The 12,614-nt window shown below is 52.1% G+C and carries 12 protein-coding genes; 2 read left to right on the forward strand and 10 right to left on the reverse strand.

The features are described from left to right. Positions 1–19: 19 nt before the first annotated feature. The 10 genes from ACQ0MK_RS18385 to iadA form a co-directional block, all read right to left on the reverse strand. Complete coding sequence (locus ACQ0MK_RS18385; RefSeq protein WP_430473835.1) at positions 20–2,344, reverse strand: 3-hydroxyacyl-CoA dehydrogenase NAD-binding domain-containing protein; 2,325 nt, start codon at positions 2,342–2,344, stop codon at positions 20–22. Continuing rightward, a complete protein-coding gene (locus tag ACQ0MK_RS18390) occupies positions 2,344–3,480 on the reverse strand; it encodes a thiolase family protein (protein WP_430473836.1) in 1,137 nt (378 codons plus the stop codon). Before ACQ0MK_RS18390 ends, ACQ0MK_RS18385 begins: the two co-directional genes overlap by 1 nt. Positions 3,481–3,522: 42 nt before the next feature. Beyond that, positions 3,523–3,927, reverse strand: a complete 405-nt coding sequence (locus tag ACQ0MK_RS18395; protein WP_430473837.1) for a MerR family transcriptional regulator — start codon at positions 3,925–3,927, stop codon at positions 3,523–3,525. Between the two features lie 103 nt (positions 3,928–4,030). Next, a complete protein-coding gene (locus tag ACQ0MK_RS18400; RefSeq protein WP_430473838.1) occupies positions 4,031–5,722 on the reverse strand; it encodes a long-chain-fatty-acid--CoA ligase in 1,692 nt (563 codons plus the stop codon). A 97-nt stretch (positions 5,723–5,819) separates the two neighbouring features. Beyond that, positions 5,820–7,130 carry an OmpP1/FadL family transporter gene (locus tag ACQ0MK_RS18405; RefSeq protein ID WP_430473839.1) on the reverse strand — a complete coding sequence of 437 codons (1,311 nt, stop codon included), beginning with the start codon at positions 7,128–7,130 and terminating at the stop codon, positions 5,820–5,822. Between the two features lie 56 nt (positions 7,131–7,186). Continuing rightward, entirely contained in the window at positions 7,187–7,855 is a 669-nt protein-coding gene (locus ACQ0MK_RS18410; RefSeq protein WP_430473840.1) for a DUF6134 family protein, read from the reverse strand. 33 nt (positions 7,856–7,888) lie between these two features. Beyond that, entirely contained in the window at positions 7,889–8,185 is a 297-nt protein-coding gene (locus ACQ0MK_RS18415) for an SCP2 sterol-binding domain-containing protein (protein ID WP_430473841.1), read from the reverse strand. A gap of 326 nt (positions 8,186–8,511) precedes the next feature. After that, a complete protein-coding gene (locus tag ACQ0MK_RS18420; protein WP_430473842.1) occupies positions 8,512–8,718 on the reverse strand; it encodes a hypothetical protein in 207 nt (68 codons plus the stop codon). Next, the gene (locus ACQ0MK_RS18425) at positions 8,696–8,932 is read right to left on the reverse strand and encodes a hypothetical protein (RefSeq protein WP_430473843.1); all 237 of its coding nucleotides are present in this window, start codon (positions 8,930–8,932) and stop codon (positions 8,696–8,698) included. Before ACQ0MK_RS18425 ends, ACQ0MK_RS18420 begins: the two co-directional genes overlap by 23 nt. Positions 8,933–9,134: 202 nt before the next feature. Beyond that, entirely contained in the window at positions 9,135–10,304 is a 1,170-nt protein-coding gene (gene iadA, locus ACQ0MK_RS18430; RefSeq protein WP_430473844.1) for a beta-aspartyl-peptidase, read from the reverse strand. A 161-nt stretch (positions 10,305–10,465) separates the two neighbouring features. On the opposite strand from iadA, the gene ACQ0MK_RS18435 reads away from it, so the two are divergent. Both ACQ0MK_RS18435 and ACQ0MK_RS18440 read left to right on the forward strand, forming a co-directional pair. Beyond that, positions 10,466–11,098, forward strand: a complete 633-nt coding sequence (locus tag ACQ0MK_RS18435) for a LysE family translocator (protein WP_430473845.1) — start codon at positions 10,466–10,468, stop codon at positions 11,096–11,098. 107 nt (positions 11,099–11,205) lie between these two features. Continuing rightward, positions 11,206–12,432, forward strand: a complete 1,227-nt coding sequence (locus ACQ0MK_RS18440) for a CynX/NimT family MFS transporter (RefSeq protein WP_430473846.1) — start codon at positions 11,206–11,208, stop codon at positions 12,430–12,432. The last annotated feature ends 182 nt before the right edge of the window (positions 12,433–12,614 follow it).

Raw genomic sequence — 12,614 nt, forward strand, 5'->3', positions numbered from 1 at the left:
ATTTCCTCCTGGGCCGTGCCTAGTTGCGCAACGGCTTGCCGGTCAGCAACATATGCTCGACCCGGGCCATGGTGCCTTCGTTACGGACCAGACGCATGAAGCCTTCGCGTTCCAACTCAAGAATGTCATCTTCGGACAATTCTTCGGTCACATCGGTATCGCCACCGGCCAGAACTTTTGCCAGTTCACCGGCAACAACACGGTCGTAATCGGTTGCTTTGCCAAGGCGGTGGAACCCGTCGACCGCCATTTCGAAGGCAACGCGTGCGGATTCACCGGGTAAGCGATAAGTGAATTCTTCGGGCGCCTCATAACCATCGACCATTGCAAGGGCGCGTTCCTTGGCATCGGCCAGCAAACGGTTACGGTTCATGGTGATGCCATCACTTTCACGGAAGAACAGGTTTTCCTTGGCTTCCATGGCCGATTTGGCAACTGTCGCAACCGAGATGATTTCAAACGCCTTGGCACTTGGTGCCATCGGGCCTTTAACGAATTTCGGATTTTCCGCCCAACGACGGATCATTTCCTTACATCCGCCCCAAGCCGGGATCAGGCCAACACCGGGTTCAACAAGCCCGATATAGGTTTCCCCGTGTGCCTGAACCGCATCACAATGCAAAAGGACTTCACAGCCACCGCCAAGGGCAAGACCACTTGGCGCACCAACAACCGGGAAGGGTGAATATTTCAGGGCCTTGTAGGTGTCCTGACCGGTTTCAACCAGATTTTCAATTTCCGGCCATGCGGCGATATTGGCGGCAAACAATGCCAGTCCAAGGTTGGCCCCGGCCGAGAAATTGCTGGCTTCGTTGTAAATCACCATCGCCTTGAACTGCTTTTTGACAGTCCGGATCGATGTTTTGATCGCGCCAAGAACATCGCCATCAAGGGCATTCATCTTGGTATGGAATTCAAGGCAGGCAACACCGTCACCAATATCCCAAAGCGATGCCGCGCGGTTGCCCACCACCGGTTCGGATTTGCGTTTGATGTCTTCAAGCAGAATGACGCCATCCGGGCGGGTGACTTTGGCGTAGGTGCCGTCAAAACCAAGATAGAACAGATCGCCGTCTTCGACTTTGTAGAATGATTTGCCTGCGGCCTTTTTCAGCAATGGCGGGATTTCAACACCGTCTGCTTCAAGCATGGCAATCAGCGCATCAACACCAATCGCATCAATCAGTTCAAACGGGCCGGTTTTCCAAGCATAGCCAAGCTTCATCGCATCATCGACATCGACAATGGAATTGGCGGCAACTTCGGCAATGAAGGCAGCATAGGCGAGGGTCTTACCCATGACAGCGCGGCCATATTGACCACCCTTGTCGGTTGCTTCCATCATCTTGCGCGGGTCTTTACCTGCAGCGCGGACGCTTGAAACGCGGGCTTTTTCCGATGGGGAAAAATCACTGGTTTGCAGATCAACCGATTCCTTGACCTTTTGGCCGCCTTCGCGGTTCAGGCGGTAAAACCCGCCTTTGCCTTTGCGCCCGGTATAGCCATCAGCAATCAGTTTACTGACCAGTTCGCTTTCGCGGTAAATCGCGTGGAACGGATCGGATTTATCCAAAAGGCCCGCCATGCTTGATTGCACATGGGGCATCAAATCCAGACCGACCAGATCCATCAAGCCAAACACGCCGGTTTTTGGAATGCCAAACGGGCGGCCAATGACGCTGTCGGCTTCTTCGACGGTCAGTTTGCGGTCGACCGCCTCGGTCATGGCAGCCTGAATCCAATAGACCCCAAGACGGTTGGCGATAAAGCCGGGTTCGTCATGGCAGGTCACACAGGTCTTGCCCATTTTGCGATCAGCAAAATCGGCAATCATGTCAATGACGCCTGTACGGGTTACATCACACCCAACCAGTTCCAACAGACGCATATAGCGCGGCGGGTTGAAGAAATGGGTGATAATGAAGTCCTGAGCGAACGTCTTATCCATGCCATTGATCAGGGTCGCGAGCGGAATGGTCGATGTATTTGATGAAATCACCGATCCCTTGGCGCGAACCGCATCGATCTTACGGTAAAGGTCCTGTTTGATATCAAGGCGTTCAATGATCGCTTCAATGATCCAGTCACATTTGGCAAGCTTATCAAGGTCATCCTCGATATTGCCGCACGTGATCAGTTTTGCGACCCGTTTGGACATGAACGGGGCCGGATCGGTTTTAAGCATTTTGGCAACCGCACCCTCGGCAACCGCATTGCGGTTTTTTGCCCCTTCGGGAACGATATCAAGCAACAGGACCGGAGTCCCCGAATTGGCGATATGGGCAGCGATCGAAGCCCCCATAACACCGGCGCCGATGACGGCGACCTGTTTGATGTTGGTCATTACATCGCCTCCAGAATGGTCGCGATCCCCTGACCCCCGCCAATACATTGCGAGGCAAGGGCATATTTGCCGCCATCACGTTTCAAAATGGCCGCTGCCTTGCCAACAATACGCGCACCTGTGGCACCCAGCGGATGGCCAATGGCCAACGCACCCCCATCAATATTGACCTTGGCACTGTCCAGACCAAGATCGGACATGCTTGCGATGGCTTGTGACGAGAACGCTTCGTTCAATTCGGTCACATCAATATCAGAAGCAGACAGACCTGCGCGGGACAGGGCTTTTTTCGATGCGCCAACCGGGCCGATGCCCATGATTTCCGGAAGACAGCCATCAACCGCAACCGACTTGATGCGGGCAAGCGGTGTCAGGCCATGTTTCTTCGCATAGTCTTCTGAGCAAACCAGAACAGCAGATGCCCCGTCGGTCAGCGGTGAAGACGTTCCGGCGGTGACAACGCCGTCGGCCTTAAATGCCGGTTTTAAATCAGCAAGGCTTTCGGCGGTGGTTTCAGCGCGGATGCAGCCATCTTCGGAAACCACACCGTCTTTGGTCTGGATCGGAATGATTTCATCGGTGAATTTGCCAGCAGCTTGCGCGGCACCGGCCCTTTTATGGCTTTCAACCGCAAATGCTTCCTGATCACCACGCGACAGGCCGTATTTGGCGGCCACGTTTTCGGCGGTATCGCCCATACCCATATAGGCTTCAGGCATTTCTTTATAAAGGTCCGGGTTCGGCAGCGGGTTAAAGCCCATCATCGGAACACGGGTCATGCTTTCAACGCCGGCACAGATGAAAACATCGCCGGCACCAATGGCAATCGCGCCCGCAGCCTGATGGATTGATTGCATTGATGATCCGCAGAACCGGTTAACAGTTACACCAGCAACCGAGCGCGGCAGACCTGCCAAGAAGGTGATAAGGCGGGCAACGTTGAAACCCTGTTCGCCTTCGGGGAAGGCGCAACCAAGGATCAGATCTTCAACGTGGTTGGGATCAATGCCGGTCTTCTCAACCAGACCTTTGACAACCTGTGCTGCCAGATCGTCAGGACGAACCTTGGCAAGCGCACCTTTGCGGGCCGGGGTGAATGGCGACCGGACATATCCGGCAATTACGGCGTTGGTCATGACTGTGTCTTCCTTCCTGAGCTGTCCTCGTGCCCGATATCGTTACGAAACCGGATCGAGTACTTTTTCTTTAAGCGCATCAACCGATTGCTGTTCGATTTCGCGTAATTCATCCAACGTGACGTCCAGCGCCTGGCGTTGTTCTTCCAGATCGGCAATCCGTTCCCTGACACGCCCCAGCAACATTTTGATCTGTTCTGCCTGGGTTGGGTCCGCGCCATAAAGATCGAGATAATCGGCAATCTCTTTCAGGCTGAACCCAAGTCGCTTGCCCCGCAAAATGAGAAGCAGTTTGGCGCGATCTTGGCGGGTATAAACCCGTGTGGTCCCGGCACGCTGCGGGTTCAAAAGCCCTTTTTGCTCGTAAAACCGGATCGTGCGCGGCGTAATTCCAAGATCGTCGGCCAATTCGGGAACAGTATAGAACTGGTCGTCAAGTTTGGTCATATTTCGCCCCTTATCGTATATATTTTTATCTTAACGTCAATTAGTTTACGTTAACGTCACATAATTTTTTCAGTGTGTGTGATGTGACGCTAACGCATTGTAACTAAGCTTTTTTTCCTTCACGTTTTTGGCGTTCTTCCTCGACCAATTCTTTTTTCGACAATTTGCCGACCATGGTTTTAGGAAGTTCTTCCCGAATTTCGATTTCTCGCGGCATCTCGATTCTTGAAATCTTGTCATCAAGAAATGAGCGAAGATCTTCGGAAGTCACATCTGTGACGCCGTCTTTCAGGCGAACAAACGCCTTTGGGGCTTGTCCGCGATATTGGTCGGGCACCCCGATACAGGTTACCTCGGCAATTTGATCGTGCAAATAAAGGGCTTCTTCAATTGCGCGGGGATAAACGTTGTATCCGCTGCACAAAATGACATCCTTTAGGCGATCAACCAGGAACGTATAGCCTTGATCATCCTGATAACCGACATCACCGGTGCGGAGCCAGCCATCGACAAATGTCTCTTGGGTGGCGGCATCGTTTTGCCAGTATCCGGTCATGACTTGCGGGCCGCGAACGCAAACTTCGCCTTTTTCACCAAGCGGTACGGTTTGGTCAGGGCGGTCCAATGACCGAATTTCAATTTCACTACCGGGCATTGGAATCCCGATGGAGCCTTCTTTGTTTTCACCCTTCACCGGGTTGCAGGTACAAACCGGGCTGGCTTCGGTCAGGCCATAGCCTTCGACAACTTTGGAGCCGGTAATTTCCTCGAACCGATGTTTGACTTCTACCGGCAAAGGCGCGCCGCCAGAAATACAGCATCCGATATGGGACAGGTCATGTTTGGGTGTTTCTGGTGAATTATTGATCGCGGTATAGATCGTTGGCACACCGGGGAAGATGGTTGCCTTTTTCTTATCAAGCGATTTCAACAAAGCGCCCAATTCAAACCGCGGATGCAAGACAAGTTCAGCACCGAGATTGATCGAGGTATTCAGGGCAACCGTCATCGCAAAGACATGGAAAAACGGCAAAACGCACAGGGTGACTTCGTGACCCGGATTGGCGTCTGGCATCCATCGGGTCAGTTGATCGACATTTGCACTTAGATTGGCATGGGTCAGCATTGCCCCTTTGGGCCGGCCGGTCGTACCACCAGTATATTGCAATACGGCCAGATCATTGACGTTGACGTCAACCACTGTGTTAATCGGTTTGCAGCCTATCACACGTGAATAGGGAATGTGACGAAGGTCGGTCGGAACGTCGGCAAGCTCACTTCGTTTAAACAGCGAGAACAGAACGCTTTTGACCGGCGGTAAAATGTTGCTCATTTCGCAGACGACAATCCGCTTAAGGCAGGTTTCATCCAGACAGGCCGCGACCTTGGGGTAAATCTGTTTGAGGTTTAAGGTCACCATCAGGCGACAGCCGGAATCCTCAATCTGATAGGCGATTTCACGTTTGGCATAGAGCGGGTTGAAATTAACCACAACCCCACCGCATTTCAGAATCGCGTAGTAACACACCACGTAATAGGGCGTATTGGGCAGGCACAGACCAACCTTGTCACCTTTGCGGATGCCAAGTTGCTTGAAGCCTTCAGCCGCGCGATCAATCTGATCACTGATCGTTTTGTAATCATAGATCCGGCCAAGAAAATCAATGCATGGACGCAGCGGAAATCGTGCGGCGGCCTGATCGAAAATCTCGTGCACTGGACGGGTATGAATGGGGGTGCTGAAATCAACGCCATTCATCAGGGTCGGTGCATCTTGAACGTTTGCTTTATTCACTTGCGTTAACTCCATTACGTTAACGTCACCTTGCGGGCAAAAAAAAGAACCCGGTCGGGGTAGCAACCGCTACCCCGCGCCGCGATAGTATAGCAGATCAGAACTTGAAGTTCGCCTGCAGAGCGATGATGTCGACATGGGCCTCGTAGTCGGCTCGGAACGTGCCAAGCGTGGAAGTCGTGTGGTCAACGCGAGCTTCATCGGCAAATATATGAGTGTAGCCGAGGCTGACCATTGCCCAATCGGAAACCTGATAAGAGGCTCCCAATGATGTCCAGTAACGGTTTGAATCAGGGAGGCGAACATTACGGTACTGGGTTTTGATGGGCGTTTCGTCAAATGCAATGCCACCGGTGAATGCCCAGTTTTCATCGTGCTGGTATCGGGCACCAAGCGAACCGAACCATGCACTGCCCCATTTGTATTCGTCGGAACTAGAATCGGAGGTCGTAGACGCTGCGTTCGTCAAACCATCAAAATTGAAGGTTAATGTGTCAATAGTGTTCCAATTGGTCCACTGTGCATCCGCCATTACCGTCCATTGTTCATCTAGTTTCTGAGCGACGCCAAATGTAATTGACTCGGGGGTTGCGACGGTTGCTGTCGCATTTCTATCTACATAAGGTGCTGCGAAACCTTCAGCTGCGCTGTCGAAGTCGATTTTACCTTTTAGGTCGTGTTCAACTTCGGAAACATAAGATAAGCCAAACGTCGTGGATGGGGTCATTTCCCAGTTAATGCCAGCGGTCCAGCCATAATCAAGGGAGTCCCCGCTAACTTTACTGCTGCCTTCGCCTGCGCCAGCAAGGTTATCCACTGCTTTTGAAAGTTCAGCGTCCATATACTGGATCTGAGGTCCTGCACCGATCGACAAACCATTATCAAAACGATATGCCAGAACAGGTTTCATGTTTATGGTCTTGATTGAAGACGTCGTACCGTAAAACCGACCTGCAAAATCACCCTCATAATCCGTCACGAGGCCCCAAGGCGAGGTGATTGAAATTCCGAGGTTCAATTGATCATTGAGCTTCCAAACAGCATGGGCGTTTGGGACGATTGCATCATTAGCCATGTCCTCGTCGCTCGGGCTGCTAAAGTTCTGCCCATTGTTTAGGGTGCCCCCGGATGCAGATACATTTTTTGCCTTGGCAACGGGCCTGATCACTGTAAGACCGGTGCTGTATGTGGTTTCATCATACTGACCGACGGTTCCCGGGTTGTAGGACATCGTCGAAGCATCGGTCGAAAGTGTCGACATACCGGCAAAACTTGAACCCTGAAGCGTGCCACTGGTTTCACGGACCTGAAAACCCGACGCATGTGCGGTGCCGACACTGGCAAGTGCGCACAAAAGTGCCGTACCCGAAGCAGCCCCCCACAGGCAGCCTTTCTTGAACTGAGACATCTGTTTCTCCCTTAATCTTTAAACGTTTCAAATTCCCGATTTAAAACGCCCGCTTCCTAGTGTTGAAGGGCAATCGCATCGACCCTGATAAAGTCGATGTCGTAACCCTTTCGTTTGAAACTGGTTTTAAGCAGTTTTCCGTCCGTACCATACCAAAGGTCACGTTCGACATCGCCGGACATGACATAATGGGTCGCCGGTGTTTCCCGGTTTTCGACCATCAGTTTTTCTGTGCTGACCTTTCTGGTTTGAACTGCGTAAGGTTCGGCATCAATGACGCTATAGAGATTGGTTTTGCGCGTAACGTCTTCAAGCCACAAGGTAAGTGGCCAGGCCCCGTCACAGGCATCACGTTTCCCGACACCTTTTCCGGCAAGTTGATAGCAACCGTCCTGGTAACTCGCCTGATAGGTGTAGTGTGTGCTGTCATCGTTGGTGGTGGTATCGACAGACATCAACGCATCGCCATCCCAGTTTTCGGTGCGTTGATGGTCGTAATGGAATTGCAAAAACAGCACGCGGACATCGGTCAGTGTTTCAACCGTGACCGTGCGTTTGTTGGCTGTTTGAGTGATTTCGACTTTCTCATAGCCGATCGGTTCCCCGTCCTTCAGGACGCGGAAATTCAGGATTTCACCTGCATATGCCGTTGATAAAACGGCACATTGGGCAAAAAGACCGGTTATTGCGGCCGATACGGTGCGTTTTAGGACGCTTTTCCGCATGTTTCCCCCGTAGAACGGATCAGTTTGGCATTGTCAGTCCAGCATGGATGACAATTTCGCCGCTACTCCCATGGATCCTTTGATCTTCAATTTGCCCAGTGTGAAGGCAAGCATCGGATCAAGTTTTCCAGCGATCAGTTTTTCGAGGTTGGCTTTCTTGATTTTAAGAATGCAATCCGCATCAGAGATATCGTCATCACTGATTTCCGGTTCATCACCGGTGGCATCAATCACGATATGACCGTCATCTCCGCAATCAAATGCGACGACAGCATTCAGGCCGCGAAGTTGCGGCAGCTTTTGTTTTACGGTGTCGAGGATGTCATCCACGAACGCCTCCCTCATTCAGATGTTGTTTTTTTTATGTTGTGATCTGACTGTAATAGAAAGTGACGTTAACGTAAACTAAATTACTAAAGCGAAACTATAGCGACTAATAAGGCATTGAAATAAAGAAATTTTAAGTTGTGAAACCATTCGAAAAAGGCACAAAAAATCCCGGATCAACCGGGGCTCATGCGGGGTCAATTCCAAAATTCGATGCACCAGATTAAGCATGGTGTTGTGGGCTGGTTTCTCCAAGATTTCTCAACGAAGGTGATCGGACGAACGACGGATTTCGGCAGTTTTCGGCCAATCTTGACCGCTAGATAACATCAAGGGCAGTAACGCCGTTGTGCATTTTTCAGTTGCGGGTTGGCCGAAGGGAATCGTTTTTGCGCGACTCCGAAATAAGCACGCGAACGGTTTTCGCTTTGACGGCTTTCAAGATAGCCTGATGTGGGCACGATCATCCTGACGAAGCTTTCACCTTTGCCGGGATGGCGCGGATGTCGTGCTTTATTCTTTTCGGGCTTGCTCATTCTCATGCAGGATATAGCCAGCACCGGTCCCGATAGCGCCGCCAATAACCGCACCGCAGGTCACACATCCACCGGTTATGACCGTGCCAACAACCCCGGCACCGGCACCAATGGCCGCCCCGCTTAGCATTCGCTGGTTCCGGTCATTCAAACCGCTACATGCGGAAACCCCCAACGTACTGGCAATCGCGATAACCATGGCGACCTGTCGCATTTTCCATACCCTTTCGATCCGTATCCACCGCAGACCATAGGTTGGCCTGTGCCGAGGGATGAGAGCCTGAAGGGGAAATACGAAAGGGGTTTGGCGATATTGGGGGTTCTTTCGGGCAGATAGGGCGATAAAAAGGCGCCAATCCCGCACGTATATGGAATTGTCGCCCTTTTAGCGGCCATTAAACGTGATTTGCGGGAAATTAATCTTCAAATGTTCCGCGCAACAGACGTTCTTTGCCAATCATGGCCGGTTTGCCGCGCGCAATGACCGTATCTGGGGCCAACCCGTCATCAAGGATGAGAATATCGGCATCAAAGCCGGATTTGATCTGTCCCTTGTGGTTATCAAGCCCCAACATCCGGGCCGGATTGATGGTGATTGGGGCAAGGGCGGTTTCGAGATCAAGTCTTTCTGTTTCCACGAGATCGGCAAATTCACGCCCGATGGTGTCAAACCCGGCAACACTCAGCCCGATCATTGTCCCATTGGCATCAAAATCAGGAAGCGATCCATTGCCATCCGATGTCATGGAAATACGATCAATCGTGACACCATCGCCAAGGCATTCTGCAATGCCCTTGGATGTTTTAACTGCGCCGCCATCCTGCGGTTCGGCATCAATGCCGGTGGTGAAATCGATATTGCCACCACGCTTTGCCCAATCCTTGGCAACATCCAATAAAGCACGTCTTCTGTTCACATGGGTCGGGATGAATTGGCCTATCGGGATTTCGGTTTGATCAATCACAGCCCACAGTGGATCAAAATGCCCGGTTCCATCGCCAAGATGGACAACAACCGATCCTGCCTTGCCCGATGTCATCCCCCCAATGCGAGACTGTGATGCAATGCGCGCGATTTCATCAACCGTGCTTTGACTGCTGCGATGATCCGAGATCGCCGTTTTCAGGCCAATACAGGCATCCAGAAACGTGACGTCATCAACGATATTGCCGGTCAGGGTCGGGGATGGGACGCGGTAGCCACCGGTAAAGAACCAGGCCGATATACCTTCACTCCGCAATGCTTTGGTCTTGGCATAAAGCGACGCGATATGGCGGGTGGCGCCATCCGTACCCAGCAAACCGCACACCGATGTAATGCCCGCTTCGATCAGTTTGCCAACCGCGACTTCGGGTGTGCGGGTGGCAAATCCGCCTTCGCCGCCGCCGCCAATCAAATGGGCATGGCCATCAATAAAGCCCGGAACAGTGGTTTTGCCGCCAAGGTCGATGACGTGAAGATCGGCTGGAACAGAAATGACCAGATCAGGGGCAATGGCGATGATTTTGTCATGACAGATCAGGATATCGTTCAGGCCAAGGGGTGTGGGGGCGAAAACATTGGCGTTCTTTAACAGCAGAAACATTATTTAAAACCGTAACTTGCAGGAAATGTGTGTTGGTTTGCGTGGTGGCGCATATGCGCATCATAGCGATAGTTCATTTCCGTTGAAACGGTTCTGGCAAGCAGATAGCTTTGCAGGCAAATAAAGCAGGACGTCATCCTGCGCCACCAAAAGGAAACGTTATGAGCTTTACCGCCTGGTTGTCCGTTGCAACCATTTGTGTTCTTGGCGCAATGACGCCGGGACCCAGTCTGGCGGTTGTGTTGCGTTATTCTGTCGGGCAGTCCCGCCAAGCCGGGTTTGCCTGTGCCGTGTCGCATGGTTTGGGGATCGGCTTTTATGCCGTCATCACCATGACCGGGCTTGGCATTTTATTTCAAACCGTTCCGGTGTTTCACAATGCGGTGAGTATTCTTGGGGCGATCTATCTGATCTGGCTTGCCATCAAGGCATGGCGGGCCGCAGGGGCAGGTGCGAAGTTTAATGTCGACGGCGCTAATGCGTTTTCGGGATCATTGTTCCAAGCCGCCCGCGACGGGTTCATGATTGCGTTTCTAAACCCCAAGATCGCCCTTTTCTTCCTTGCCCTGTTTAGCCAGTTTGTATCGCCCGAATTCGAATGGAGCAGCAAATTCCTGCTGGCCTTTACCGCAGCAGCGATTGATGCGGCATGGTACTGCCTTGTGGCGATTGGATTGTCGCACGGGGCTGTCCTGCCATGGTTGCGCGATCATGCAGGATGGATTGAACGGATCATTGCGATTTTGTTCGTACTTGTCGCGCTGCGTGTTCTTTGGGGGCTGAGTGCGATATAGACCGACGATGTCAATTTTGATCAATACTTGATCCACCAAACCAGATTTCATACGTGCCACCACCACGGATTAACATGGGTCACACCAGACCCAAACGGAGCCATCCGATGACTGAGAAGACTGCCCCACATGCCGCGCCCAACATTGATGCCGGGCGCGGGTTTAACCGCCTTGGCGCGCATATCTGGTTTTTAATCGCGATCCTGCTTTTGGCGGCCAATATGCGCGGCAGCATCGTCGGGCTTGGCCCGCTTGCCGAAATTATCGGAACGGACCTGTCGCTTTCGGGGACGGAACTTGGTCTGTTAACCACCTTGCCGGTGCTTAGTTTTGGTGTCTTGTCCATTTTTGCCCCGCGATTGGGGCAGCGTTTCGGGATTGAGGCAACTTTGCTTGCGATGTTGCTGTTTATCGCGGTCGGGCAGGGGCTTCGCGCCAGTGGTGCTTATGACATCATGGTGATCGGGACGATCATTCTGGGCGCTGCAATTGCGGTCATGAATGTGCTGACACCGTCATTGGTGCGGCGCAGTTTTCCAACGCATGTGGCGTTGGTTACCGCCCTTTATACCTTTACCATGTCAACCGGTGCGACGGTCGCGGCATTCGTTTCTATTCCGATACGAAATGCGGCGGATGGCGATTGGCGCTGGTCGCTTGGTGTTTGGGCGGTGTTTGCCGCGATTGCTTTTGTCTGCTGGTTGCCGATGCTGCGCTATCGTCATAAGACGGTGCCACCATCGCCGATTGCGCAAATATCGCTGTGGAAAAATGTCGAAGCATGGTGGCTTGCCCTGTTTTTCGGGTGCCAGTCGTTGATGTTTTATACCGGCACAGCATGGGTCGCCAAAGTCTTCATCGATCACGGAATTTCCGAGGCCGAAGCCGCGACTCTTTTGACCGTGTTTAACGTTTTTGGTATTCCGGCGGCCTTTGCAGCCCCCCTGATCTATTCCAAGTTTCGCAATAAAAAACTTGCGATGCTTGTCTTGCATATTCCGTTGATTATTGCGGTTCCCGGATTTGTCTTTGCCACCACGGAATTGCCGTATCTTTGGGCGGTGTGTCTTGGCCTTGGTCAAGGCAGCATGATCAGTATTGCCCTGACCTTGGTGGGGATGCGCGGTGCTGATCCGCAAACATCGGCCCGGCTTTCGGGCATGGCCCAATCGGTGGGGTATTTGTTTGCTGCCATTGGTCCGGTGCTGTTTGGCGCCCTTCACGATCTTTTGGGCGATTGGCAGGTTGCGCTTTATTTCCTGTTTGTCGTCGTTGCAATCCAGCTAGTCGCTGCGATGCGTGCGGGATCGGCGGAAAAGATCGGCGGAAACTAGCGGCATAATCAACCAGACAGATAGGTTTCTAACCAAAAGGCTGCATTCCGGAACTTGGAATGTGGCCTTTTTCACATCATGGAACCTTGGAACGGGGAGATCGCATCTCCGGTGTAATTATGCAGTTGACTTGCATTCTCATTTTCTTATAGGAATGCAAATCATTATTAGTATTAAAAAGA

Origin of the sequence: Thalassospira lucentensis (assembly GCF_050516545.1) — a bacterium.
Classification (GTDB): domain Bacteria; phylum Pseudomonadota; class Alphaproteobacteria; order Rhodospirillales; family Thalassospiraceae; genus Thalassospira; species Thalassospira lucentensis_C.

Coding starts and splice junctions, on each gene's coding strand:
- ACQ0MK_RS18385 (WP_430473835.1), bottom strand. CDS start 2,344: ATGACCAACATCAAACAGGTCGCCGTCATCGGCGCCGGTGTTATGGGG.
- iadA (WP_430473844.1), bottom strand. CDS start 10,304: ATGTTTCTGCTGTTAAAGAACGCCAATGTTTTCGCCCCCACACCCCTT.
- ACQ0MK_RS18440 (WP_430473846.1), top strand. CDS start 11,206: ATGACTGAGAAGACTGCCCCACATGCCGCGCCCAACATTGATGCCGGG.
- ACQ0MK_RS18435 (WP_430473845.1), top strand. CDS start 10,466: ATGAGCTTTACCGCCTGGTTGTCCGTTGCAACCATTTGTGTTCTTGGC.
- ACQ0MK_RS18410 (WP_430473840.1), bottom strand. CDS start 7,855: ATGCGGAAAAGCGTCCTAAAACGCACCGTATCGGCCGCAATAACCGGT.
- ACQ0MK_RS18395 (WP_430473837.1), bottom strand. CDS start 3,927: ATGACCAAACTTGACGACCAGTTCTATACTGTTCCCGAATTGGCCGAC.
- ACQ0MK_RS18425 (WP_430473843.1), bottom strand. CDS start 8,932: ATGCGACAGGTCGCCATGGTTATCGCGATTGCCAGTACGTTGGGGGTT.
- ACQ0MK_RS18420 (WP_430473842.1), bottom strand. CDS start 8,718: ATGAGCAAGCCCGAAAAGAATAAAGCACGACATCCGCGCCATCCCGGC.
- ACQ0MK_RS18405 (WP_430473839.1), bottom strand. CDS start 7,130: ATGTCTCAGTTCAAGAAAGGCTGCCTGTGGGGGGCTGCTTCGGGTACG.
- ACQ0MK_RS18390 (WP_430473836.1), bottom strand. CDS start 3,480: ATGACCAACGCCGTAATTGCCGGATATGTCCGGTCGCCATTCACCCCG.